We start from the raw sequence: 25,103 nt of genomic DNA, 5'->3' as shown, positions 1-25,103 counted from the left end.
AATTGATTATTCCCCTTTGAAATTGGGTTTTCTCTTTTCGATGAAGGCTTGAGTCCCTTCAATAAAATCCTGAGTGCCACAGCATCTTCCAAAAGAATTGGCCTCTGTTTGAAAGCCGTTTTCTCCACTGGTATGAACTGCATTGACACTGTCTATGATGAGACCAACAGCAATTGGAGCTTTCTGCCTGACTTTGCCTAGAATTTCCAAGGCCTTATCCATCATGGCAGCTCTGTCTTCCAAAACATAGTTGACCAGGCGAAGCTTCTTGGCATCTTCAGCCCCGACCATGTCGCCCGTCAATAATAGTTCTAAGGCCTTTCCTTTGCCGACCAATCGAGTGAGTCTCTGTGTGCCACCATATCCGGGTAGTATTCCCAGATTGATTTCTGGTTGTCCGAACTGAGCAGATTTAGAAGCGATTCGTATATGGCATGCCATTGCCAATTCACACCCGCCTCCTAATGCGAATCCGTTGATTGCCGCGATAACAGGTTTGGACAACCTTTCGATTCTTTCAAAGAGTTCCTGGCCTTTTTCGGCCATACTTCTGCCATTGACTTCAGTGACTTGCGCGAGTTCTTTGATGTCTGCACCCGCTACAAAAGCCTTGTCTCCAGCTCCAGTTATGACGACTCCTTTTATCGTTTTGTCATCATCTATCTGCTCAAAAACCTCGCTTAATTCGTTTAATGTGGCATCATTAAGTGCATTGAGAGCAGACTCTCTATTAATGGTGACAATACATATTTCATCCTTTTTTTCAACTATCAGGTTTTTCAGCTGCTCCATAAAAATTGCTTCTGGCCTTGTCAAATGTATTTAATGCAAGGTATAATTGCTAGTCCTAATAGGAAATATAGTGGACTAAAAAATTCTAATCTATACTCCTGGTTCATTGATCGGGAATTTACCGCCATTCGTCGAAATGATAAAATGTCGTCTTGAGATATTCGTTTTTTTGCGTTGATTCTTTCTAGCAGCATTTTTCTAAATGAGAAAACTTATAGTTTTGACAATGATAGTGGGGTTGGGTATCAATGCGAATGCACAATTGTCCACTTTAGATTTTTATACTGGCACATGGTCCAATAGTAATTCCTGGACCGATGGGGTTCAACCGAACCCTTTGACCACCAATATTGATGAACAACAGAATATTACCATTAATGGGTATATCACCCGGAATGGAGGTTTGAGTTTTGCGAATATTGGAGCCAATAGTTACAAGCTTTTGGTCAGAGATACTTTAATTGTGATTGGTGATTTGAGTTTTGCTAACAATTCTATCAATTTGGAGGTAGTCACTGGCGGTGTTTTGGTGGTATTTGGACATTTCACAGCTGAAAACAAGGTGGTGCTAGACAATGGTGGTACTATGGTTGTTACCGAAGGTATGACCTTGAGCGGAGGGCAGCAAGATTATGTGGATAATGGAGGAGGTCTTTATGTAGATGGTGGTATCAACGGAAACGGAGATACAGATGGGGCAGGATCTGTGGATGCTCCTATCAGTGATCTTAACAGTGGGACTTCTGAACAAAAGGCATTATATAATTTTATTGATGGAGGTGGCACAACTCCTCTTCCTATTAAGTTGGCTTCATTTGATTTGGAAGCCACTGATAGTGGAGTGAAAATTACATGGGAAACTCTAAGCGAGGTAAACTTCAGCCATTTTGAGGTGCAGAGATCTAATGACGGGCGGTTTTTTGAATCGATTGCGGAGATAGGTAGCAGTGGCAGTGAGGTGGATGGCGCCTCATATTCTTATTTGGATGAGCAAGTGAAAAGCCAATTGGTCTACTTCAGGCTCAATGCCATTGATTATGATGGTAGCAACGAGATTTTTGAAACAAAAAGTATCAATGTTACGGGGCTCCAATCCGAGGAACTAAATATTTATCCGAATCCTTTAGTGGGACAAAAATTGACTTTGAGTTTGCCTGAAAGTATTTCAGAAAAGCAAGTATCAATTTTTGATCTGCAAGGAAATCAGATTTACACAAGTCATTCAAATGAAACGAGATTGGAGATTCAGAATCTAAATCTCCAACCAGGAATTTATTTCGTTAATCTAGAAGTCGATGGACATCAATTGAAACAAAAATTATTGGTTCGATAGCCTATAGGTTTTCTAACATTACTTCTGTCATTCTTTTCAGGTCATATTCAGGTTTCCATCCCCAGTCCCTTTGAGCTACAGAATCGTCTATGCTTTGATTCCATGAATCTGCTATTTCCTGTCTAAAATCAGGCTCATAGCTGATTTTGAAGTCTGGACAGTGTTTTTTGATCTCCTCATAGACATCTTCTGGAGTGAAACTCATGGCAGCTACATTGTAACTTGATCGTATCGTGATCTGGTCTGCAGGTGCCTGCATGAGTTCGACAGTGGCTCTTACCGCATCTTCCATATACATCATAGGCAGTTTGGTGTCCGCTCTTAGGAAACAGCTGAAATCTTCACCCGCTTTGGCCTTGTGATAGATGTCTACTGCATAGTCCGTAGTCCCACCTCCAGGTAGAGATTTATACCCAATCAGACCAGGATAGCGGATGCTTCTCACATCCATATTGTGCTTGTCAAAATAATAGTCGCACCATCTTTCACCAGCCAATTTGCTGATTCCATAGATTGAACTTGGATCCATGAAAGTCTGTTGAGGCGTATTGACCTTTGGCGTGTTGGGACCAAAAACAGCAATGGAGCTAGGCCAATACAATCTTTTGAAATGTCCTTCATTTGCCAAATCCAGGAGGTTGACCAGGCTATTCATGTTAAGTTCCCAGGCAAAGCGTGGACTGGCTTCAGCGGTTGCAGATAGTAGGGCTACCAAATGATAGACTTCTGTAATTTGATATTTTTTTAGAACCTCTTTGACACGGTTGATATCCATGATGTCGAGCACTTCGAAAAGACCCTCTTTCAGATCAGAAACAGGCTCTTTTTTGTCTGCAGCGACTACATGCTCCTCGCCATAGATTTCTCTCAACCTCGTGGTGAGTTCGGTGCCCAGCTGTCCGCAGGCACCTATGACTAATATATTATTCATAAGGGTAAATGTTGTTTGTGCCTGAATTCTCAGGAGTAAATAGTTATTGATAAAAAGTTATTAGGATAAAGGCTCGTCATTTTTGAGTTATTTTTTTCGAAACTTTAACCTGATATGGGGATAGAAATTCAGTCGCTTGGTATCACCTATTAACCAATTAACTTATTTTCTATTATCCACCGCACATGTGGGGTTAAAGTTAGGAAGATTCCGCTGTGAAAAGTTCGAAAATGCTCCATAAAAGCCATAAATTGCCCAAAATCTGAACTCTAGCCAATTGAGATATGGAAAATGAAATGAGCTTTGAAGAGTATTTAATTTCGAAGAAAATCGATTCTTCGAAATTTAAATTGGGTGATGCGCAGCAATATTCGGAATTGAAAGCTGAGTTTGAGCAGATGAACCCCAATAGCTTCACTCAACAGAAGCTTTTCATCATCAATCCTCTAAGGAGGAAATATCAGTTGACAGAGTCAGATCAGGCTGTAAAGGCCAAACCCAAAAAAATGTTTAAACCCAAAATCCAAAAATGATATGTACGATAGCCTTCAGAAAAAGCTGAAAGCCAATTTGGCTGAAATAGAAGAGGCGGGTCTCTTTAAAAAAGAAAGAATTATCACCACTCCACAAGGAGCGGATATTAAAACCGATGAGAGTGGGGAAGTAATTAACTTCTGTGCCAATAATTATTTGGGGCTGTCTTCTCATCCCAAAGTAATAGAGGCCGCCAAAGCTGCCATTGATTCCCATGGTTATGGTATGTCTTCGGTACGTTTCATCTGTGGTACTCAGGATATTCACAAGGAACTAGAGCGTAAGATTTCGGAGTTTTTAGGAACAGAAGATACCATTCTATATGCTGCTGCTTTCGACGCGAATGGTGGAGTATTTGAGCCGCTTTTTGGGCCAGAGGATGCCATCATTTCGGATGCGCTTAACCATGCATCGATCATCGATGGTGTACGGTTGTGTAAAGCTCAACGATACCGATATGCCCACAATGATATGGCTGATTTGGAGGCCAAACTGATCGAGGCTAAGGATGCCAAATGTAAGATCATCGTAACGGATGGTGTGTTTTCTATGGATGGTACCATCGCGCAATTAGACAAGATTTGTGATCTGGCTGACAAGTACGATGCAGTGGTGATGACGGATGAATGTCATTCGACGGGTTTTATGGGAAAAACCGGGCGCGGTGTTCATGAATACCGAGATGTGATGGGCCGAGTCGATATCATAACCGGAACTTTGGGTAAGGCCCTGGGTGGGGCATCTGGAGGTTTTACTTCCGGACCAAAAGAGATCATCGAGATTCTTAGACAAAAATCCAGACCTTATTTGTTTTCGAACACGGTGGCTCCATCCATAGTGGGTGCGTCGATTGCAGTCATCGATATGTTGAGCGAAACCACTGAGCTAAGGGATAAGTTAGAGTTCAATACACAGTATTTCCGCAAAGGGATGACCGAGGCGGGATTTGACATCAAGCCAGGAGACCATGCGATAGTGCCTATTATGCTCTATGATGCTGTATTGGCGCAGAATTTTGCTGCTAAGCTGCTAGAAGAGGGGATCTATGTCATTGGGTTTTACTTCCCGGTAGTGCCAAAAGGACAGGCAAGAATCAGAGTGCAACTCTCTGTGGTTCACGAAAAGGAACATCTGGATAAAGCGATTGCTGCATTTACTAAAATTGGAAAGGAGTTGGGAGTCATCTAAATGCGCTACTTCCTGGAGATATCTTATGATGGCACGGCCTATCATGGTTGGCAAATTCAGAACAATGCCTTGACAGTACAAGAAGTACTGAACGAGGCATTGTCAACTATTCTCCGTCAGGAAGTAAGTACGATCGGTAGTGGTCGAACAGACAAAGGTGTACACGCACTGAATCAGGTAGTTCACTTTGATGTGTCGGCTGAAACCAAAATAGGAGACCTATGTCACAAATTAAATAGCATCCTTCCTAGTGATATTTCGGCCAATGAATTAGCAAGAGTACAGGAGGAGGCCAATGCACGTTTTGCGGCGGTATCGCGCTCTTACCTCTACCGTATACATCAAAAGAAAAATCCTTTTTTGGTCAATCGATCCTATTTGTTTCATCGTCCATTAAATGTGGAAATGATGAATGAGAGCTGTGAGATCATCAAAAGATGGATGGACTTTGAAAGTTTGAGCAAGGTGCATACCGATGTGAATCATTTTAATTGCGAAATTTTCGACGCAAGGTGGCAGGAGTACAACGGTGAATTGCATTTTCACGTTAGTGCCAATAGATTTTTGAGAGGGATGATCCGAGCCATGGTAGGAACCATGCTGTTGCTAGGTGAAGGCAAGATTAATTTAGATAATTTTGAGGCAATATTGGAAGGCAGGGATCGAACCAAAGCTGGGCGAAGTGTGCCGGCTCACGGGCTTTACCTCAAGGACATCATTTATCCAAAAGACGTATATCTATAATCATAACATAGGATTTTGAAGAAGGAACAGGCAAGTGGAAACATTGTAGATTTTAAGGTGCTCAAGAGGCTTTTTACCTTCGCAAAGCCCTATATGCTTCAGTTCAATTTGCTGATATTTCTTACGGTAGCACTTGCCGTCTTAGTCCCAATCCGTCCTTATTTGATTCAGTATACCATTGACTCAGATGTGGCCAATGGAGACTATCAGGGATTGGTTCAGATGGTATGGTTATTGGTCGCCTTGTTGGTCGCTCAGGCCATTGTGCAATATTTTCACACTTATTTGTCTAGTTGGCTGGGGCAGCATATCATCCGAGACATACGAACTACACTCTATGCACATGTTCAGCGACTGAAGCTTAAGTTTTTTGATAACACCCCAATTGGTAGGCTTGTTACCAGAAACGTTTCAGATATAGAAACACTGGCAGATGTTTTCAGTCAGGGGATTGCCATGATGATTGGTGATTTGCTGCAACTGGTATTCATACTGATCTTTATGTTTTATACCAATTGGCAATTGACACTGGTGAGTTTATCGACTTTGCCGATTTTGATTTTTGCCACTTATATATTCAAGGAAAAAATTAAAGTCTCTTTCAACAACGTTAGATCAGCTGTAGCCAATCTCAATTCCTTTGTTCAGGAACACATTACTGGAATGAATATCGTTCAGATTTTTAATAGTGAGGATGAGGAACTCAGGAAATTCAAAGACATTAACAAAGAGCACCGAAGGGCTAACATTCGCTCTGTGTTGTACTATTCTATTTATTTTCCAGTAGCGGAAGTCATTCAGGCAATAGGTATCGGATTGGTGGTTTGGTATGGGGCAATACGAATGATTGATACAGTATTTGAGCCTGGCGAGTTGATTGCATTTATCATGTACATCATGATGTTTTTCCGTCCGATACGCATGATTGCCGATAAGTTCAATACCCTTCAGATGGGGATCGTAAGCTCCAATCGTATCATGAAGCTTTTGGATAGTGAGGAGCACATTCCTAATGAGGGGACTTTCGTTCCAGAGAAATTTGAAGGGGCGGTTTCATTCAAGCATGTGTGGTTCGCTTACAACGATGAAAACTACGTGTTGAAAGACATTAGTTTCGATGTAGAGCCAGGTCAAACCATCGCGCTGGTAGGAGCTACTGGAGCGGGGAAATCTTCAATTATCAATTTGCTGAGCCGCTTTTATGATATTAATAAAGGTAGTATCTCCATAGATGGTAGGGATGTCCAAGACTATGAGTTGCAATCCTTAAGGAGGAATATAGGAGTGGTACTTCAGGATGTTTTTCTGTTTTCTGATACGATCAAAGCGAATATTTCTTTGGGCAATGAGGATATTCCTGAACAAAAAATCGTTGATGCGGCTGATTTGGTTGGAGCGAGAGAATTTATAGACAGGTTGCCGGGTGGTTTAGAGTACAATGTGATGGAAAGAGGTGCCACACTATCAGTGGGGCAGAGGCAGCTGATCTCTTTTGTAAGGGCTATGGTCTATGATCCTAAAATCATCGTGCTAGATGAGGCAACTTCTAGCGTAGATACCGAGACGGAGGAGTTGATTCAAAATGCCATAGATAAGATGATGAAAGGCCGAACATCGATTGTGATTGCGCACCGATTGTCTACGATTCAGCATGCTGATAAAATCATCGTTTTGGACAATGGGGAGATAAAAGAAAGCGGAACTCATGAAGAATTACTTGCGAAAGACAGTTATTATTCGCAGCTTCACAAAATGCAGTACAAGGAAGTAGTAATTAGTGAATAAGTAATTGGCATACCCTAAAAAAATATACTTGGTCGGCATGCCCGGTTCGGGCAAGAGTACTTTTGGGAAGAAATTAGCTGAAAGGCTCGGGAGACAGTTTTTTGATCTGGACGAACAGATTGAAAAGATGTCTGGTATGACCATCCCAGAAATTTTTGCCGATGCTGGCGAGGACCAGTTTCGCATGTTCGAAACTTACGCTTTGGGTATGATCACCCAATTAAACGAACCTTCTTTGATCGCCACTGGCGGAGGTGCCCCATGCTTCAATGGCAACATGGACTTGATGAATGAGGCTGGTTGTACGATTTTTTTAGATACGCCCTTAGATGAAATCATCAATAGGGTCTCTAACGACAGAGCTACTCGCCCACTAGTTAATGATATGGGAGATGTAAAGGCAGAAATGACTGCATTGTACAATGAAAGACTCACTTTCTATCAGCAGGCTAAATTCACTTCAGATTCCGATATCGAAGAGATCATGTCTTATCTTGATGCTCTTTAAAAATTCACACCAAAAGTTACAGAAACGTTTACATTACTATGATCGATGGATGCCGTTGGACTGATGTCTAGGTTAGGGTCGTCAAAGCTATAAATGGTGTATGGGCTTCTTCGAGATTGCCATGAAGTGTGAACCACAGCGAGATCCACGAAGTAATCTTTGTTTCTGTAGCCTATGCCTCCTGTGATTCTTTGAATACTATTGTCTATAGCGCTGTTTTTATAAGGATCACCATCCAGATTGTATCCACCTCTAATCATGAATTGGTTGATTCTGAACTCCCCGCCAAAGCGCAAATTGATTGTATTCTGATACAAATCTTTGATGGCATTGTTGTCATCTGTCTCGATAAAATCATTAGAGCTAACACTGGCCTGAGAGTAGTCCATGAATTCGATATCAGCAGATAAAAATCCTATTTTACCGAGAAAAAGCGACCCACCAGTAGTGAGTTTCCAGGGTGTAGTTAAGCTATATCTTGATTCTGATAGGTATTCCGAATAATATTCTCCGTCGAGAGTGATGTCTTCAGTTCCATCATTGAAAGTCAGGTTATTGTAGAGGGTAAGGAAATCATCTGAGGTTTCCTCTCTCATTCCATACAATGTAGGAGTTTTGATAGTTGCGCCTAACCTAAGAATCGGTATGGGTCTTACAATCATCCCAAAAGTCCCGCTTACCCCTGTGCCGTCTACCTTCAAAGTGTTTCTGCGGCTATGAAGGTCGATTCCCTCATCAATGGATCCTTCGAAAACGTATTCTGACTCAGAATATGTTTGCTCGGTGTAATATCTGATGGTGTTGATGCCTAATGCTCCACCAAAGTAAATTTTATCCATGAAATTGGCTCCCAGAGCAAAATCCCATTCGTATTGAGCGCCTCGAGATCTGACTTTTTCGATTTGTCTAGGGAAGTCCCCAATTACTTTATAATATCCAGTAAAGTCCTGTCCAGTTCCGGCATCTGTTAAAATTTCAGGGTTGATAAGGTATTGGTCATAAGCATCCAACAGGTCTCCGCCGAGATCATCAGGATCCAATCCCCAGGCTCTGTCTAAATAGGAGTCTACTATTGAAGATTTTCCTGCTTCCTCATCATTAAATCCATCGTAGAAATAATTCTGATGGAAGTTGTTTTCGCGGGTAAGTGTGATGGCAAAGGTTAATCCTTTGAAGCCACTTTCATTGTCCTCATTTGGGAAGTGTAAAGCCATTCCTAAATTGGCAAAATTGAAATTGCCTTTAAAATCACCAGAGTAGTTACCCATAAATTTAGACTCGGTGTTACTGAAATCTAAGGAAGGAGTAAAGGTAATCCCACTGCTAAGTAAAGAACCCAGACCAGCAGGATTGACATAGGCAGCATTGATGTCCGACCCAAGAGAAACTTGAGCCCCTCCAATTCCTTGCATCCGAGCGCTACCCCCTGTATAAGTTCGGCTAAATAATAGTGCATCGTTGTAATACCCGAAGGCATTATCAACAGAGTTTTGAGCCCATAGCGGAGTCCCGATGATCATGCTCAGAAGCAGTATGCTTATCTGTCTGGACATAGTATTCTTGTTCATCACTAAATGAATTGTAAGTTTGGACTGATTAATTATTACCTTCTTCTACTACTGGAAGAAGAGCTAGATCTACTTCCAGACGAGCTGCTTCTTGAGCTTCCTGATGATCTGCTGCTCCCTGAAGACGAGCCTCTAGAGTAGCTGCTGCTAGAAGAAGATCGACTTGGTGCAGAATAGCTGCTTCTACTGTTCGATGAGCTGCTGCTGCGACTAGGGCTATATGAAGAAGACGAACTACCTCCCGAATACCTTCTGCTATTAGAAGAGTTGCTATAACTCGAACTAGAGCTTCTGTTGTACGTCGAGCTTCTTTGTGGACTAGAGCTGGTACTGCTATTTCTAGTAGCCTGACTTCTCGTTCTTGAGCTGCTCGTGTTGTTATACGAGTTGTTTCTGCTTGATGTAGAGCTACTTGCTCTGTCGTAGCTTCTACTGCTGGTAGTAGGAGCTGGTCTTGACGAAGCTGCTCTGCTTCTGCTGGTTGAGCTTCTACTCGTACTTGTTCTAGCAGTCGCATATTCGTTTTGAGTCGAACGGGTTCTGGCTACACTAGAGTTAGATGTTCCTACAGTTCTGGTTCTTCTGCTCATGTCACCTGTGGCGCGAGAAGAAGAGGCGGTTCTTGCGTAGGTATTAGAGCTACTTCTTGCAGAAGAACTTCTAGTAGGTTCTACAGAAGACATTCTCGACAATCTGCCGTTGTTGGAAGATATGTTAGAACCTCTACTGTATCTAGCGCCTCTGTTTACATACCTGTATCGGTCATAGTACCCATTGCTTGCATAGTATCCATCATAGAACCCTCTATAGTAGCCGTTGTTGTAAGCCCAATAGCCACCACCATATCCATAATATGGGCTATACCATCTGTATCTATTGTAGCAGTAAGCAGGAGAATAGAATGGGTCATAAAAGAAAGGATCGTAGTATCCCCACGAATTGCCCCAGCTATAACCAAAACTCATAGACCATCCCCAGCCTGATCCATAACTCAAGCCCCAGGAAGGTCCATAGTATGGATTAGCATAATACGGGTTATTGAAATTTCCGTAGTAAGGGTTGTTGTTATTATATCCATAATAATTATTGACTACCACAGGTTGCTGGTCTGTGCCATAGTTGCGATCGTCTACCTGATCGTACTCTTCCACATAGTAGTCATCATTGTTGTAGATAGGTGCATTGCCGGCTTGGGAGCTGGCTTGACTTTGGTCCTGATAGCGCTGGAGGTAATCTGGATTCACCTGCTTGTCGGCATAGGTATTGTTGTACGCGTCATTGTTGAAGGCTGTTAGAGTCTCCTCCGAGTCTTCCGCAATGGTTTCTTCTCGCTTTTCCTCTTTTTTTCTATCCTTAGATGTATAATACATGTCGTCGTACTCCTGTGCCAGTACGCTACCTGCCATCATAAAGATGAGCGAGAAAATGGTGATTTTGATAATGTTTCGTTTCATAGTGACCTCCTGCTAAATGTGAGACTTCTCATTACATTATACGTCAAAGAAATTATATTTGCCGCATAATTCTACTTGGAATTTAGCAATTTTCATACCAAAGAAATAATCAAGATGAGTAAAGGATTACCAAAGAGAAGCGAAGACTATTCGCTATGGTACAATGAATTAGTGAAAAGAGCAGATTTAGCTGAAAACTCAGCTGTGAGGGGCTGTATGGTGATCAAGCCCTATGGCTATGCCATCTGGGAAAAAATGCAGGCAACTCTAGACGAGATGTTCAAGGAGACGGGCCATAGCAATGCTTATTTTCCACTTTTCATCCCCAAATCATACTTGAGTAAAGAAGCCGATCACGTAGAGGGATTTGCAAAAGAGTGTGCAGTGGTGACACACTACAGGTTGAAAAATGATGAGAATGGAAATGGAGTAGTGGTAGATCCTGATGCTAAGTTGGAAGAAGAACTTATTGTTCGTCCTACTTCAGAAACCGTGATCTGGAACTCCTATAAAAACTGGATTCAATCTTATAGAGATCTTCCAATACTCGTGAACCAATGGGCCAACGTGGTTCGCTGGGAGATGAGAACTCGACTGTTTTTGAGAACGGCTGAGTTTCTATGGCAAGAAGGACATACTGCACATGCAACCAAGCAGGAAGCGATAGATGAGACCGTTCAGATGATGAACGTTTATGCCGAATTTGCGGAGACATACATGGCTGTGCCTGTATTGAAAGGAGTAAAGACGGAAAGCGAGCGATTCGCAGGCGCAGAGGATACTTATTGTATCGAAGCTTTGATGCAAGATGGGAAAGCACTTCAGGCAGGAACTTCTCACTTCCTTGGGCAGAATTTTGCCAAGGCTTTTGATGTGAAGTTTGCCAATAAAGAAGGCGGTGCGATGGAATACGTTTGGGGAACCTCCTGGGGCGTAAGTACCCGATTGATGGGGGCATTGATCATGGCGCACTCTGATGACAATGGTTTGGTTTTGCCTCCTAAACTGGCTCCTTTCCAGGTAGTGATCGTTCCAATCTTCAGAAATGAAGAGCAGTTGGCGCAGATCAGTGAAGTGGCGGAGAAAATCAGAAAGGATTTGAAAAAGCTTGGCATTAGCTCCAAGTATGATGATAGAGATACTCACAAGCCAGGTTGGAAATTTGCCGAATATGAATTGAAAGGCACACCGGTTAGAATTGCCATTGGGCCTAAAGATCTTGAAAATGGTACGGTAGAAGTTGCTAGGAGAGACTTGCTTGAGAAAATGGTGATGAATCTGGACGATAGTTTGGCTTCTCATATTTTAGATCTATTGGACAACATACAAGAAACCATCTATCAAAAGGCTCACAAGTTCAGAGAAGAGCGTTCGTTCCAAGTCGATACTTACGAAGAGTTTAAGAAGATTATCGAGAGCGAAGAAGGCGGTTTTGTCTATGCCCACTGGGATGGCACTACTGAAACTGAAGAAAAGATCAAAGGAGAAACCAAGGCAACCATTCGTTGCATTCCTTTGGATCAGCAAGCCGAAGAAGGAAAATGTATTTATTCTGGAAAGCCTTCTAAGGGTCGCGTAGTATTTGCGAAGGCCTATTGATATAAAATTCCTTTGTGAGCCTAGGTAATCAACCTTAATTGGCTGTATCTTAGGCTCACAACTAAAACCACCACATTGACTGACTGGATTATAATCATATCCCTTATCCTCGGAGGTATCGGCCTCATCATCATCGAAATTATTTTTGTTCCGGGTACTACTATTGTAGGAATTGGTGGCTTTCTGTTGAGTGGCTATGGGATCTATCATAGCTATGAGCTGTATGGAAGTGGGACTGGGCATACCGTATTGGCTGTGTCGCTCATCACGGGAGTAGGGTTGGTCGTGTACAGTTTCAAAGCAGGTCACTGGGAGCGTTTTGCTCTGAAGCAAACCATGGAAGGAAAAGTCAATGAAGGTTTGACCAGTCAATTGACTGTGGGGATGACTGGAGTGGCCAAATCAACCCTGAGACCTGTCGGCAAAGCAGAATTTGATAACAAAGAATATGAAGTAACTACACTAGGCGACTATGTAGATGCCTCCACACAAGTAGAAATTATAAAAGTGGACTCAACCAGAGTCTATGTGAAACCCATAATAAACTAATCATGTCTACGAATATTATGACAATAGCCATCGCAATTGCTTGCATCGTTGGTTTTTTCCTTTTCTTTTATTTTGTGCCAGTCGGTCTATGGATCAATGCGCTTTTCAATAAGGTTCGCGTGACCATTGGAGAGTTGATTGGGATGAGAATTCGAAAAGTTCCTCCTAGTTTGATCGTGAACTCATTGATCACAGCGACTAAAGCTGGCTTGAAATTGACCACTTCGGAATTAGAAACACATTATTTGGCTGGGGGCCATGTTCCATCAGTGATCAAGGCTTTGATCTCTGCCGATAAAGCAAATATTTTGCTTGGCTTTCAGCAGGCAACTGCCATTGATTTGGCAGGTAGAGATGTATTCGAGGCGGTACAGATTTCAGTAAACCCTAAAGTGATTACCACTCCTAGAGTAGCCGCAGTGGCTGCCGATGGGATTCAGTTGATCGCGGTGGCGAGAGTTACCGTTAGAGCTAACATCCAACAATTGGTAGGGGGTGCTGGTGAAGACACGATCCTGGCTAGAGTAGGTGAAGGCATCGTAACTTCAATTGGTTCTGCCAAGACCCACAAGGAAGTACTGGAGAATCCGGATAAGATTTCAAAACTGGTGCTTTCAAGAGGTTTGGACGCAGGTACTGCTTTCGAGATCCTTTCCATTGACATTGCAGATGTGGATGTTGGGAAAAACATCGGAGCAGATCTTCAAACTGATCAGGCAGCAGCTGACTTGAAGGTGGCTGAAGCTAAAGCGGAGGAAAGAAGAGCTATGGCGGTAGCTGTAGAGCAAGAAATGAAAGCAAAAGCACAAGAAGCCAGAGCTAAAGTAATCGAAGCAGAAGCAGAAATACCAAAAGCAATGGCAGAAGCCTTCAGACAGGGTAATTTAGGAATCATGGATTATTATAAAATGGATAACATCAAGGCGGATACTGAGATGAGAGAGTCCATTTCCAAGCCTAAATCTTCTGGCGGAAAAAAGAAGAGCGGGGATAAATAATCTCCCTTTTTAATATCGATAGAAATACAAAAAGGTCAGCGATCGCTGACCTTTTTTTGGAGGTTTCATACACCCCGCTGCACAGGTTGGACCAAAAGGTCACTGGTGCAGACAAATCCCATAGCTGATTTTGAGATCTTGTATCTGACCTAAAACTCCGATTCTCTAGCGAATCGGTTTCTTTGTTTAGGGGAGGAAGTAGGTCAGGATGGAAAAAATTGGAACCCTCCGGGAGGCAAGGCCCGGAAAGGTTCCATTCAGCAGGTTTAGCTATTGACAGCTACTACGAGATATTTTGAAATCTTCCAGAACTCTTCTGGATTGGTGATTTTAATTGATTTGATTTTGTCCCCGTCCTTCACTAGTTCATATGAGTGAGGAGGGTGCTCTGTAATTAGACTGACTTTTTTGGAATCAACCTCTAGACTGGTTGTAGTCCTAATGTCAATTTCATCGAATTTTTCCTGTGGCATCTGGTTGTTGATATCCGTGATCTTCCCGATTCCCAGAAATCCACCTTCTCTTACTACCAGTCCTTCTTCCTGGAGGATTTTTTCAGTGCCAATGGCCATGTAAGCCTTGTGCATCTGCTCCTCCTGCAGATCTATTTTCTTTCTTTGAATGTCTATGGTTGAATTTTGAGATTCTACCTTTTCGTTCAAAGAATTCACATTTGTAGTCAATTCAACGATTTGAACATCTTTAGCATTGAGATCCTCCTTAAGTGCGATCATCGATAATTTTCTTTCTTCAAGCTCTTTTGTTAAGTCTTTCACCTTGTTCTTGAAAGATTTGAGATTGAAAGAGGCTTGATCTAATCTGCTCGACAGATTGGCTACTTTGTCATTAGTTTCCAGGATCAAACTATCGATCATGTTAAGATCTTTTGATAGTTGCATTTTATCCATCTGATTCACTTCACCTACCGATAGGTCAGATATCAGGTGCTCTCTATCTTTGATCTGCTCTATTTTAGATTCAACAGAATACATGATAGAGATGATTTGATTGTAGGCCGAATCACGTGCAGCTAATTCTTTTTCCAATTGAAAAGATTGCTCAGACAATTGGGTCTTTTCTTCCTCCATGGTATAGAAAAGAGCGCAAAGTCCGCCAGTCACTACCAAGGCTGCTACGATTAATGTTATTTTTAATGATTTATCATTCATGATATACCTTTCTTATTTGTTTTTGTGTCCCTGATTAAAAATCATAAAGGGATTCTCATCTTGAGATTTTTTGATTTTTACGTAGGCACGTAAGACAACAAAAGCTCCCATCCATATGTAGAATATCCCCATCATTTCAATAAAAGTATTTTCCATGTTGACTGGTGTTATTGTTCGATGGACATAAGACTACTACTGTGCCAAAAATGTAAATAGCACTTATACAGATAGTTAAGTATGTATAGGGAGTGGAGTGTTTTCTCAAAATGAGAAAACGACTCTCTTTATAAGACGGGATTTTCTTTCAGGAGGCGATATATCGTAGATTGACCAATGTCTAGCTTATCTGCAACTACTTTGATATTGTCGTCGTGTCTTTTGAGGTATAGCTTGATGATTTTTAGCTGGTACTCTTTCATGGTCATTTCTTCGGACAGTACATCTGGGAGTACATCTTTCTGCGCAAATGTGATATCCTCAGGTAATATTTCGTCCTGATCGGATAGCACCATGGCGAGCTCTATCACTGATTTTAATTCGCGAATATTACCTGGATAACTATAGCTGAGTAATTTTTGTTGGGCTGCTTTGCTTAGTGACTTTTCTGGTTGTTGGTTCTCTTTGGCAAAACTAGAGGCAAAGTGCTTAGCTAAAATGATGACATCTTTATCTCGTTCTCTTAGTGGAGGCAGAGATATAGGCAATCCAAATAAACGGTAGTAGAGATCTTCTCTGAAATTCCCTTTTTTAATTTCTTCCTGAAGGTTTCTGTGGGTGGCGACTATTACTCTGCTATTTACCTTGATCGTTTCGTTACCTCCTAGTCTTGTGATTTCTTTTTCCTGCAGGGCTCTTAGCAATTTGGCTTGTAGCGAAATATCCATTTCGCCAATCTCGTCTAGAAACAGGGTTCCATTTTTGGCTTGTTCAAATTTGCCAATGCGCCGTTCTGCTGCGCCCGTAAAGGCTCCTTTTTCATGCCCGAACAATTCACTTTCAGCAAGATCCTTTGGGATGGCACCCATGTTGACAGGGACGAAAGGTTCTTTGGCTCGAGCACTACTATAGTGGATGGTTTTAGCCACTACTTCCTTTCCTGTTCCGGTTTCACCAGAGATGGTAACTGTCAGATTAGTAGGGAGAGCTTTTTCAATCAATCGAAACACCTTTTTCATTTCGGGGCTATGGCCGATGATGCTGGATTGAAAATCGTATTTGGTCGCCACCTCTTGTTGCAGGGTTTCTACCTTTTGAACCAGATCTTTATTTTTTTGCAACTGGTTGATCACATGAATCAATCGATCTCGGATGTCCTCACTTTTGGTCAAATAGTCAAAGGCTCCCTTCTTCAGGAAGTTGATGGCTGTGTCGATATCCTGTTGCTCGGATATTATGACAACTTCAATATTGGAATTGAAAGATTTAATTTTTTCAAAGATTTCGGCACCTGTATAGTCCGGAAGGCGAAAATCTAGTGTGACTAAATCAGGACCTTCTTTCAAGTGTTCCAATAGAGATTTTCCGTCTCCAAAGGTTGTCACTTCAAAATTTTGATTCAGTTGTAGCGTGTGCGTCAATAACTTACTGTACCAGGGGTCATCCTCTACTACGAATACCTTCATTTCCCGATCTGTCATATGGTTTTGCAATCGCGTAAATATAGTTGAAGCGAATCAATTAGGGATCGAATCTGATTCTCGATGTCTTCTTGTAACATGATTGGTATGGCCTCCCCTTTTCTTGCAGCTATCTCGGAGTTCTTTAGTTTTTTGACTAATTCAGGTACGCCGAAATGTCTGGCGGGCGCAATAATTTTATGCAGAATATCCGCAGCTTTTTCCCAGTTCTCCTCCTCTACGGCTATTTTCCATGCTGCCAGGTTGTCCCTGGAGCTGTCTACAAACGTTTCGACCATGTCAAAAACAAAATCGTCATCTCCCATTTTTTTGAGATTTTCCAGGGAAAAGTCCTGAATGGAATCAGCTGGGCTTTTATCTGTATTAACCTTTCTGTTTGTGCACTTGGCGATCAGTTGGATCAGGTCTTGTGTATCAAATGGTTTTCTTAATATGTGATCAATTCCACTATTCTTTGCTTCCAATATATCTTCATCTGATACTGTGGCGGTCAAACCGATGATAGGGGTAGATTGATTTAAGCCCTCTTCACTTTTGATTTTTTTGGAGATTTGGGGCCCGCTTAATTTTGGCATCCTAAAGTCTAGTAGGATTAGGTCAAAAGGTTTTTGATTGAGTAAGTCGTAGGTCGTTTGGCCGTCCACGGTCTCTTCAAATGTGATGTTTTGCCCATCAAGGATCGTTTGCAAGAGTTTTCTATTGAACAACTCGTCATCGGCGATTAGAATGTGAAGGCCTGCTAAGTTGAATTGCTGCCGGGTATCATTTTTTTTCTGTAAACCTTCTGTTTCAGCTTCTTGGTAAGGTATTGCGATAGAAAAGGAAGTCCCATGCCCGGGTCGACTTGTAAGTGAAATTTGACCTTTCTGAAGGTCAATTAATTTTTTGGAAATGGCCAGGCCTAAACCCGTACCAGTCATTCGGTCGCTGGCACTTACCTGCTCAAATTCACTGAAAATGCTGGCTTGTTTTTCTTTTGGGATACCAATACCTGTGTCAGTCACAGAAAACTGCAAGACCTTATTTTCTTGAATCCACTTTGCGTCAATTGTGATTCCGCCTTTTTCTGTGAATTTGATGGCGTTGAATACCAGATTGAGTAAAATTTGTTTCAATCGATAGGGGTCGCCGGACACAGGGCTAGAGGTGTCTGTATTATTGGCTTTCAGGTATAGACCTTTCTCGTGGGCCTTGGGTAGTAGCAGGTCTAAGGTTTCCTGAATTACTGTTTCTGGGACAAAGGCTTCAGTTTCTAGTTTGAAATTTCCTGATTGGATTTTAGTGAAGTCTAAGATATCATTGAGAATGTAAAGAAGGTGGTCAGAGGATTTTTTAATTATTCCCACCTGGTTTTGCTGTTGGTCTGTTAGTTGACCCTGCAAAAGAACCTGAGAGAAGCCTGCTATAGCGTTCATGGGTGTACGGATTTCGTGGCTCATATTCGCCAGAAATTGTTCTTTTTCTTTGGCCGTGTTTAATGCGCTTTGCCTGGCTTGAGACAATACCTCCTGATACTTTCTGGATCGTACCATATAGATGAACAAGACGACTAGTGACATCAAAAGAATGATGCTCGCCATGACGCTAAAGATCGAAATATAGCGATTGGTAAATCGAGCTCTGTCTTCCGCATATTTAGCCATTTGCTTGATACGATCTACTTGATAATTTTCAATTTCGTTAATAGCAGCGGTGATTTGTTTGTCGACTTCCAGATGATCTTGATAGAGCGTGTACTCTTTCATTTTCTGATTGTAGGCCTCTTTTTCGGCGTTTCTGGCTATGGAATCCAACTGGTTATTTATATCCTCCCAGAATCTAGCATCCTCATCAGAATTGGCTTCCTCGGTAGTATTAGTTGTTGTTGCTTCTGTTATTTCTTCATTTTCTTCTTCCTTCTTTTTACCCAAAAGTCTGGACCAAAAGCTTTCTTTTTTTTCGTTTTCGTCAGCTTTCTCATTTGAGGTATCTTGAGATATTGATGGTTTTATGTTTGCTTTCTCTGCTGTGCTCTTGGGTTTCTGCTCTTTGCTGATTTTTTTGATCCCCTCCATCGCTTCACTCATTGAAATAGGGTTAAGCTCTGACGCTTGTTTCAGTAAGGTTGCTTTATCCAGGATCAAGTTTTGAAGCTCATCTAGTTGATTAAGCAGATGGGGGTCTGAACTTCTTTTTTTGAGTTGATCTACTCCTTTGATACTTTGACGCATGCTTTGGCCAAAGACATCCATGTATGTGGAGTCATGATCGAAAACAAATCCTTCGATAGCGTTTTCCATCTCTTCTAATGAGATAGATAGCTCTCCCAAAAGGATCAAATCCATGTTGGGTTTCACTTCCTCTTCGAGCGTACTGACAATATGATTCAGGTTGCGATAGGCAAAATATCCAATCACAGATGCACCTACAATCACCAGCAGCAGAGATGCACTAAGGAAATATGGGTAGTAAGATTTCTTCAAAATCGCGGCAAATCTATCAAGTTTGAACTGTCATAGATACGAATAGTATACCGACTTTGCCAACCCCTGCCACGATTTTTGAATTGTATTGTGCCAGATTATCTAATTGGCCATTTCTTCAATGCATCGATCCAGTTCGTCGAGACTGTCGAATAGCTGCTCGTAGCTATCTATCACAAAATACTGTTTTTGAAAATCGTGCTTGTAAAAAGGAGTTTGTAATATGGTTTTCACGTCATAGGGTATCCTTGGCACATTGGGGTCTTCGATGGAATAAACCGATTCTCCGGGGGAAGAGGCGATACCAGCACCGTAGATTTTGATTTGGTTGTTTTCTTTGATCAAACCAAATTCGACCGTAAACCAATAGAGTCGACTCATGAGTTCAATGGCATCAGGATTATTGATGTGCTTGAGCGAAATGGCAGCCAGGCCTTTCATGAATTCACTAAAATGAGGGTTGCTTAGCAGTGGTACATGGCCAAATACATCATGAAACATATCGGGTTCTTCCAGGTATTCCAATTGCTCCAATTTTCTGAGCCAGGTAGTCACGGGAAAATGTTTGTTGTGGAGAAATTCGAAGAATGGCTTGTCTGCAATCAGTCCCGGCACTACATATAATTGCCAACCCGTGGCTGCCATCAAATTTTCGTTGACATGATCCAAAACTGGGATTTTGTTGGCCGTAAATCCACATACCTTCAATCCTTCAAAATAGGCTTCTGAAGCTCTGTTTTTGAGCACATCCATTTGCTTTTCGTATAGCAGTCGCCATACCTCAAAGTGCTCTTCAGTATAGCTGTCATATTCCTGACGCATCGCTTCGGTCGGGAACTCATATGGGGTTCTATTCTCCAACATTAATCTTTCATTTTGGGTTAAATCTTGCAGATGAGCCAATCTAAGCTTCAATAAGCTGGAGATTGATTTACTGCCGATGTTGCTTGTGAAATTTAATTGGAATCTTCCAATAAAAAGCAAATGTCACCCTAATAAACGACGTGTTAAGAATTAACCTATTCTAAATGGGGAGAATCTGTAAGATTATTCTACTTCTTTCAAAAGTTGATTTTTCAGGGCAGAGGCACGTTGCATCAACTGCACTTCCCTCAGTAGCTCTATAGAAGCATCTATCTCTGCCTTTCTGATAGCCACACTTTCGATATTGAATCCAATAGGTATCCCTTTTACTCTGCTAAACTCCAAAAGTTCCTTGGCAACAGATTTACAAATATCCATGGATCGACCCAGGATGTTTTCAGAATGCTTCAGGTCATTCTTAAGCCAACGAGGGATGTGTATGCCTAGCCATTCCATAAACTGAAGGGTCTTCAGCGATCCACAAGGAGTCAACGTGAAGATGATAGGAGCCATAGGCTTCTTCTTCTCTTTGAAGTAATAATAATAGTCAGACAAAAAATCTTTAGCGTTGTCCGTACTGTACACACACTGCGAGATGAAGAAACTACAGCCGTTTCTTATTTTTCTGGATACACGGATGTGTTCGTCTTGTTTTTTGAAGTGGCGCTCAGGTATAGTGACTCCACCAATTAATAGGTCTACTTCTGTGCTTTTTTTGGTCTTGTAGGCTTCTCCCAGAGTAAGTCCCTTTTCTCGGGAGGATGGAGATCCAACAAACACCGAATACTTGAGGTCATTTGGGTTGTTGGCAAGCCATTCCTTGAATGTGCTTTCACTGAATTTGCCCACACTCTTATAAACGATCTTTGGTATTTCTAGCTTATTCAGGTATTGAGAGCTGTAGATTCCCGGATCCATAGTCTGCATAAAAGGAAAAGGCCTGGGCATATCCGTACGAGAGGATTCGTCCTGGATGTCATAAAGCACTAAAGCATCCAGGGCCACATCTTTCAGGCGATCCATTTGCTTTTCGGCAATGGTTCTGATTTTGTCAGTATCTTCAGTGTATTTAGGAGGCGTCAGTCCATAAAAGAGGTAGTGACCTTCCCTGTTAAGAATTCTTTCTTTAAGCATATAATAGTACTAGCCGAGTGCTTTTTCGAGATCCGAGACCAGGTCTTCGGCATCTTCGATTCCAACGCTCAGGCGAATCAATGAATCTTTTAACCCAGATTTTAATCTTTCTTCTCTGGGGATGCTGGCGTGCGTCATACTGGCTGGGTGTCCAACCAATGATTCTATACCGCCGAGCGATTCGGCCAATGTAAATAACTCAAGTCGCTCCATCATCTGAATGGCGCTTTCTAGTTTGTCATCCTTTAAGACAAAAGATATCATACCTCCAAAATCACTCATCTGCTTTTTTGCGATGTTGTGATTAGGGTGGTGATCAAACCCCGGCCAATAGACCTTGTCCACCTTCGGGTGGGACTTTAAAAAATGCGCTATACGTCTACCGTTTTCGCAGTGTCGCTGCATTCGGACATGTAGCGTTTTAACTCCACGTAAAACCAGAAAACAATCTTGAGGACCAGCCACAGCTCCGCTGGCATTTTGAATAAAAGCCAATTTATCTTTCAGGTCGTCTTTGTTCATCATCAAAGCACCCATCACCACATCCGAGTGACCCGAGATATATTTGGTCACAGAGTGCATCACGATATCCGCTCCCAGATCTAGAGGGGTCTGGAGAAAAGGAGTGGCGAAGGTATTGTCCACACAAAACAATGCTCCGAACTTTTTGCAAACTCCAGCCAGTCCCCTGATGTCAATGATGTTCATCATTGGGTTAGATGGAGTTTCGATCCAGACCATTTTGGTGTTGTCGTTGAAATGCTCGGAGATCCGATTCAATTCATGCATATCCACGAACTTGAACTTAATACCAAAGTCCTGATAGATTTCTGTAAATATCCGATAGGTACCTCCATACAAGTCGTTGGAGCTTAATACTTCGTCTCCAGGTTTTAGTAGTTTTAGGACTGCATCTATAGCTCCCATTCCGCTGCTGAAAACCAAACCATGGGCTGCGTTTTCTAACGAAGCAAGGTTGGTTTGCAATGCATCGCGAGTTGGGTTTTGTGTTCTGGAGTATTCATACCCTTTGTGCTTGCCTGGGGATGGTTGGGCATAGGTCGAGGTTTGGTATATAGGAGTCATAATGGCTCCAGTAGTTGGGTCAGGTTCTACACCCTTATGAATAGCTTTGGTACCAAATTTCATGTGAGTTGGGTTTTGGCTTTCGATAAATGCTGATTGAAAATAATAATGTTTTTGGGAACATTGTCGAACAAAAGTAATCAATATAGGATATTCGCGATACTTTTCAGCATTTCAATTATGACTTGATGCAATCGAAGTTTTTATCCTTAATCAATGAACAAAAGAACATGGGCTTGCTCATGCTCTGGATGGCAATAATACCCATCGCCAGTTCACTTACGGCTACTTATATTTTTATATCACTCGAAGAGGAGATTTTAGCTTTCAATGGGTGGCAGTGGGGCCTGTTTTATGTGCTGTCCATGCTTACCATGACCTTTGCTGTGACCCCTACTACCTATGTGGCTATAGTGAGTGGTTATTTTCTGGGATGGGAGAGTCTGCCGATGGTGGTCGTTTCCTACCAACTGGCTTCCCTGTTGGGGTATTTTTTTGCAGGTAGGTTAAGTGAAGGATTTATCTCTGGGATTGAAAACTACTATCCAAAATCGCGTAGATATTTTTACAACGTGGAACGAAAGCAATGGAGCACTACTTTTTTGTCTAGAATCTCTCCAGCTCTGCCATTTGCCTTAATGAATGTGGTTTTATCAGTATCCAGAATCCGTCTGGCACCTTTCTTTTGGGCTGGTTTGATTGGCATGCTGCCAAGAACTGTTTTCTTTATTTGGGTGGGAAGTCAGGCCCAGTATTTTTCTGAGGCGATTCAAAACAAAGAAGGGCAATTTTGGATGATTGCCCTCTCTGTGTTAGGAATTTATTTGCTCTATAGATTGATCAAGCCTCGGGGTTGAAATACTTGTCTTTTTTGGCTCTTAGCTCCTCTTTGGTCCATGTATAGTTGGGAGATAAACTCTGCTGCCCAGGCAGGTCTTCGATATGTAGAGTCTGAGTAGGGAAGGCAAAATGTACACCTAATTCTCTCGCTAATTTCAGAATCTCTAGTATTATCTCCTGACGGAATTTCAATTCGGCAGACCAGGTAGGCGCATGAAAAAAGATATAAAATAAAACATCTAAAGACGAAGCTCCCATTTCATTTAAGTGGATCTCATAATTCTCCTTGTTTGTATTGGGATGTCTCATCAATATTTCTCTCAAACCTTCTACAAATACTTCGATCCTTTCTGGAGGGGTATCATATTTAATGGAAAGGGTACTCTTGAATCTTCGGAATTGGCGCAAACCATTATTGTCAATGGTTTGATCTGCCAGCTGTCCATTGGGAACAGATATCAATGAATTTCGAAAGGTTCGGATGCGAGTAGATCTGAACCCGACCTCTTCTACCATACCATCGATACCATCCGATACGATCCAATCACCTATCTGAAATGGCTTGTCAATGAAGATCATCATGGACCCAAAGAAATTTTTGATGGTGTCCTGAGCGGCCAAAGCAAAAGCCAAACCACCAATGGATAGACCAGTCAACAGCGGTAGTATTGGCACATTCATATTGTCCAGGATCACCAATACGCCAATGATCACCACGATCAGGCGAAGGACCTTTTTCAACAGAGGTACCAACTGATCGTCCAGCTTGCTTTCTGTCTTATTGACCAGGCGGGTGAGATACATCTCCAGGATATTGACCAATCGGTAAACCGAGATCATAGCATACAAGGGAATCAGCGCCTTGAGTGCCATGGTTACGTAATACCCTACCATTTCATGCATTTGCAACACTGGGTATACCAAACTGATGAATATGAAAACACATATCATTCCTATAGGTTTGGTAATAGGGAGGAGGTATTTACTTCCAATTTGTTTTTGTTTGAATCGGTCAAGAAGGCGGATGAAAATCTTTTCAAATACAATGGAAAATATGTATCGAATCAGAAGACTGATGAGAATGATGATCACGATTCCAATGATTTGCCATAATTCCATCCCAAATATTTTGGCTCCAAACCAACTTTCTTTTTTCTCTGGGCTCAAAAGAAAATCGGTTCCGAAACGAAAAATTTCTTTGTGAATGGTATCCATTTCAGAGATTACCTCTGGTTGAAACTGCCATCTTCCTCTTTTTCTTTGAAGGTAGATCTCAGGGTATCGACTATTGATTACATATCTGTGCTCGTTGGAGAGAGAATCAAAGTAGTCTTTGGTTTTCGGTACATCATCAAAGAAGATGAAGATTCCGGCCCCTTCCATGATTTGCTCAAATTTTTTGACGTACTCTATTTTTTCATCTGTGCTGAGTTGGGGATCATTGAAGATAATAGAGGCTGCTGCTAGATTGGGTTCATTGGCCTTGGTGTTGCTTACGAAAGTTTGTAGTGCCTCATAGGGGGATTCTAGCCTTGAGGTGATGGTGTCTTTTTCTACCTCTAGCGCATTAGAGAAAAAAGGAGAAAATAGAAGGACTAAGAAAAGTATCTTTCGCATTTTGGATCAGTTTTTTTGCTGATGCAAAACTAAAAATAATCCTCGCTCCACCCATTAAAAAAGCCACAACTAAGTGGCTTTTGATTAGTGAGAAAATTTAAATTGTCTGTCAAGAATCTTTGGATAAAGCTGGCTGAATGTTTCATAGCACCATGCTTTCAACGCTTCTAAATGTTCGCCAACGAGCCGAATGGCCTTGGCTAGTTCCTTTTCGAACAATAATCTGTCAAAACTTACTTTAGACAGAATCGTTTTAGAGTACTCTAACATGTAATTTTGGTTTAGTGCTGATCAAAATAGACAGTACGTTT

General features: G+C 41.8%; 21 protein-coding genes. 10 read left to right on the top strand and 11 right to left on the bottom strand.

Annotated elements, in window-relative coordinates; all coding sequences use genetic code 11:
* Positions 1 to 6: 6 nt before the first annotated feature.
* Positions 7 to 792 carry an enoyl-CoA hydratase/isomerase family protein gene (locus N7U62_RS15105; RefSeq protein WP_264138830.1) on the bottom strand — a complete coding sequence of 262 codons (786 nt, stop codon included), beginning with the start codon at positions 790 to 792 and terminating at the stop codon, positions 7 to 9.
* A 202-nt stretch (positions 793 to 994) separates the two neighbouring features.
* On the opposite strand from N7U62_RS15105, the gene N7U62_RS15100 reads away from it, so the two are divergent.
* Positions 995 to 2,125, top strand: coding sequence for a T9SS type A sorting domain-containing protein (locus N7U62_RS15100; protein WP_264138829.1), 1,131 nt, complete (start codon positions 995 to 997; stop codon positions 2,123 to 2,125).
* Position 2,126: 1 nt separating this feature from the next.
* On the opposite strand, the gene N7U62_RS15095 is transcribed toward N7U62_RS15100, so the two are convergent.
* On the bottom strand, positions 2,127 to 3,056 hold the full coding sequence (locus N7U62_RS15095) for an NAD-dependent epimerase/dehydratase family protein (RefSeq protein ID WP_264138828.1): 930 nt from the start codon (positions 3,054 to 3,056) through the stop codon (positions 2,127 to 2,129).
* Between the two features lie 284 nt (positions 3,057 to 3,340).
* On the opposite strand from N7U62_RS15095, the gene N7U62_RS15090 reads away from it, so the two are divergent.
* From N7U62_RS15090 to N7U62_RS15070, 5 genes are read left to right on the top strand one after another with little or no spacing between them, the layout of a single operon-like run.
* Positions 3,341 to 3,589: a hypothetical protein gene (locus N7U62_RS15090; RefSeq protein ID WP_264140461.1), complete on the top strand. Its 249-nt coding sequence runs from the start codon at positions 3,341 to 3,343 to the stop codon at positions 3,587 to 3,589.
* A gap of 1 nt (position 3,590) precedes the next feature.
* The gene (gene kbl, locus N7U62_RS15085) at positions 3,591 to 4,778 is read left to right on the top strand and encodes a glycine C-acetyltransferase (RefSeq protein ID WP_264138827.1); all 1,188 of its coding nucleotides are present in this window, start codon (positions 3,591 to 3,593) and stop codon (positions 4,776 to 4,778) included.
* Positions 4,779 to 5,522 carry a tRNA pseudouridine(38-40) synthase TruA gene (gene truA, locus N7U62_RS15080; RefSeq protein ID WP_264138826.1) on the top strand — a complete coding sequence of 248 codons (744 nt, stop codon included), beginning with the start codon at positions 4,779 to 4,781 and terminating at the stop codon, positions 5,520 to 5,522.
* A 15-nt stretch (positions 5,523 to 5,537) separates the two neighbouring features.
* Positions 5,538 to 7,307, top strand: coding sequence for an ABC transporter ATP-binding protein (locus tag N7U62_RS15075; protein WP_264138825.1), 1,770 nt, complete (start codon positions 5,538 to 5,540; stop codon positions 7,305 to 7,307).
* Between the two features lie 4 nt (positions 7,308 to 7,311).
* The gene (locus N7U62_RS15070; RefSeq protein WP_264138823.1) at positions 7,312 to 7,815 is read left to right on the top strand and encodes a shikimate kinase; all 504 of its coding nucleotides are present in this window, start codon (positions 7,312 to 7,314) and stop codon (positions 7,813 to 7,815) included.
* Here N7U62_RS15070 and N7U62_RS15065 read toward each other — a convergent pair.
* Positions 7,812 to 9,383, bottom strand: coding sequence for an OmpP1/FadL family transporter (locus N7U62_RS15065; RefSeq protein ID WP_264138822.1), 1,572 nt, complete (start codon positions 9,381 to 9,383; stop codon positions 7,812 to 7,814). The two genes, N7U62_RS15070 and N7U62_RS15065, sit on opposite strands and share 4 nt — an antisense overlap.
* 35 nt (positions 9,384 to 9,418) lie before the next feature.
* Positions 9,419 to 10,837: a hypothetical protein gene (locus tag N7U62_RS15060; RefSeq protein WP_264140460.1), complete on the bottom strand. Its 1,419-nt coding sequence runs from the start codon at positions 10,835 to 10,837 to the stop codon at positions 9,419 to 9,421.
* Between the two features lie 114 nt (positions 10,838 to 10,951).
* Here N7U62_RS15060 and proS point away from each other — a divergent pair, with 114 nt between their 5' ends.
* The 3 genes from proS to floA all read left to right on the top strand — a co-directional run bounded on the left by proS (position 10,952) and on the right by floA (position 13,983).
* On the top strand, positions 10,952 to 12,436 hold the full coding sequence (gene proS / locus N7U62_RS15055) for a proline--tRNA ligase (protein ID WP_264138821.1): 1,485 nt from the start codon (positions 10,952 to 10,954) through the stop codon (positions 12,434 to 12,436).
* 75 nt (positions 12,437 to 12,511) lie between these two features.
* Positions 12,512 to 12,985: an NfeD family protein gene (locus N7U62_RS15050; RefSeq protein WP_264138820.1), complete on the top strand. Its 474-nt coding sequence runs from the start codon at positions 12,512 to 12,514 to the stop codon at positions 12,983 to 12,985.
* Positions 12,986 to 12,987: 2 nt separating this feature from the next.
* Complete coding sequence (gene floA, locus N7U62_RS15045) at positions 12,988 to 13,983, top strand: flotillin-like protein FloA (protein ID WP_264138819.1); 996 nt, start codon at positions 12,988 to 12,990, stop codon at positions 13,981 to 13,983.
* 266 nt (positions 13,984 to 14,249) lie between these two features.
* Here floA and N7U62_RS15040 read toward each other — a convergent pair whose 3' ends face one another.
* The 6 genes from N7U62_RS15040 to N7U62_RS15015 form a co-directional block, all read right to left on the bottom strand.
* Positions 14,250 to 15,152, bottom strand: a complete 903-nt coding sequence (locus N7U62_RS15040) for a Cbp1 family collagen-binding glycoprotein adhesin (protein WP_264138818.1) — start codon at positions 15,150 to 15,152, stop codon at positions 14,250 to 14,252.
* A gap of 284 nt (positions 15,153 to 15,436) precedes the next feature.
* Positions 15,437 to 16,774, bottom strand: coding sequence for a sigma-54-dependent transcriptional regulator (locus tag N7U62_RS15035; RefSeq protein WP_264138817.1), 1,338 nt, complete (start codon positions 16,772 to 16,774; stop codon positions 15,437 to 15,439).
* 11 nt (positions 16,775 to 16,785) lie between these two features.
* The gene (locus tag N7U62_RS15030) at positions 16,786 to 19,251 is read right to left on the bottom strand and encodes an ATP-binding protein (protein ID WP_264138816.1); all 2,466 of its coding nucleotides are present in this window, start codon (positions 19,249 to 19,251) and stop codon (positions 16,786 to 16,788) included.
* 102 nt (positions 19,252 to 19,353) lie between these two features.
* Positions 19,354 to 20,115 (bottom strand): phenylalanine 4-monooxygenase, encoded by a 762-nt coding sequence (locus N7U62_RS15025; RefSeq protein ID WP_264138815.1) that lies wholly within the window; start codon positions 20,113 to 20,115, stop codon positions 19,354 to 19,356.
* A 183-nt stretch (positions 20,116 to 20,298) separates the two neighbouring features.
* Positions 20,299 to 21,249, bottom strand: coding sequence for a methylenetetrahydrofolate reductase (locus N7U62_RS15020; RefSeq protein ID WP_264138814.1), 951 nt, complete (start codon positions 21,247 to 21,249; stop codon positions 20,299 to 20,301).
* Positions 21,250 to 21,258: 9 nt separating this feature from the next.
* Positions 21,259 to 22,422, bottom strand: a complete 1,164-nt coding sequence (locus tag N7U62_RS15015; protein WP_264140440.1) for a cystathionine gamma-synthase — start codon at positions 22,420 to 22,422, stop codon at positions 21,259 to 21,261.
* Between the two features lie 101 nt (positions 22,423 to 22,523).
* Here N7U62_RS15015 and N7U62_RS15010 point away from each other — a divergent pair, with 101 nt between their 5' ends.
* Positions 22,524 to 23,192: a TVP38/TMEM64 family protein gene (locus N7U62_RS15010; RefSeq protein ID WP_264138813.1), complete on the top strand. Its 669-nt coding sequence runs from the start codon at positions 22,524 to 22,526 to the stop codon at positions 23,190 to 23,192.
* Here N7U62_RS15010 and N7U62_RS15005 read toward each other — a convergent pair.
* Positions 23,176 to 24,792, bottom strand: a complete 1,617-nt coding sequence (locus N7U62_RS15005) for a mechanosensitive ion channel family protein (RefSeq protein WP_264138812.1) — start codon at positions 24,790 to 24,792, stop codon at positions 23,176 to 23,178. The two genes, N7U62_RS15010 and N7U62_RS15005, sit on opposite strands and share 17 nt — an antisense overlap.
* Positions 24,793 to 25,103 lie beyond the last annotated feature (311 nt).

Origin of the sequence: Reichenbachiella ulvae (assembly GCF_025833875.1) — a bacterium.
GTDB lineage: Bacteria > Bacteroidota > Bacteroidia > Cytophagales > Cyclobacteriaceae > Reichenbachiella > Reichenbachiella ulvae.
The sequence above is the reverse complement of the archived record's forward strand: the minus strand, read 5'-3'. Positions and strand labels throughout refer to the sequence as shown.

Bases quoted from the DNA above. Each gene is read 5' to 3' on its own strand.
- N7U62_RS15105 (WP_264138830.1), bottom strand. From the start codon at position 792: ATGGAGCAGCTGAAAAACCTGATAGTTGAAAAAAAGGATGAAATATGT.
- N7U62_RS15100 (WP_264138829.1), top strand. From the start codon at position 995: ATGAGAAAACTTATAGTTTTGACAATGATAGTGGGGTTGGGTATCAAT.
- N7U62_RS15095 (WP_264138828.1), bottom strand. From the start codon at position 3,056: ATGAATAATATATTAGTCATAGGTGCCTGCGGACAGCTGGGCACCGAA.
- N7U62_RS15090 (WP_264140461.1), top strand. From the start codon at position 3,341: ATGGAAAATGAAATGAGCTTTGAAGAGTATTTAATTTCGAAGAAAATC.
- kbl (WP_264138827.1), top strand. From the start codon at position 3,591: ATGTACGATAGCCTTCAGAAAAAGCTGAAAGCCAATTTGGCTGAAATA.
- truA (WP_264138826.1), top strand. From the start codon at position 4,779: ATGCGCTACTTCCTGGAGATATCTTATGATGGCACGGCCTATCATGGT.
- N7U62_RS15065 (WP_264138822.1), bottom strand. From the start codon at position 9,383: ATGAACAAGAATACTATGTCCAGACAGATAAGCATACTGCTTCTGAGC.
- N7U62_RS15060 (WP_264140460.1), bottom strand. From the start codon at position 10,837: ATGAAACGAAACATTATCAAAATCACCATTTTCTCGCTCATCTTTATG.
- proS (WP_264138821.1), top strand. From the start codon at position 10,952: ATGAGTAAAGGATTACCAAAGAGAAGCGAAGACTATTCGCTATGGTAC.
- floA (WP_264138819.1), top strand. From the start codon at position 12,988: ATGTCTACGAATATTATGACAATAGCCATCGCAATTGCTTGCATCGTT.
- N7U62_RS15040 (WP_264138818.1), bottom strand. From the start codon at position 15,152: ATGAATGATAAATCATTAAAAATAACATTAATCGTAGCAGCCTTGGTA.
- N7U62_RS15035 (WP_264138817.1), bottom strand. From the start codon at position 16,774: ATGAAGGTATTCGTAGTAGAGGATGACCCCTGGTACAGTAAGTTATTG.
- N7U62_RS15025 (WP_264138815.1), bottom strand. From the start codon at position 20,115: ATGTTGGAGAATAGAACCCCATATGAGTTCCCGACCGAAGCGATGCGT.
- N7U62_RS15020 (WP_264138814.1), bottom strand. From the start codon at position 21,249: ATGCTTAAAGAAAGAATTCTTAACAGGGAAGGTCACTACCTCTTTTAT.
- N7U62_RS15010 (WP_264138813.1), top strand. From the start codon at position 22,524: ATGCAATCGAAGTTTTTATCCTTAATCAATGAACAAAAGAACATGGGC.
- N7U62_RS15005 (WP_264138812.1), bottom strand. From the start codon at position 24,792: ATGCGAAAGATACTTTTCTTAGTCCTTCTATTTTCTCCTTTTTTCTCT.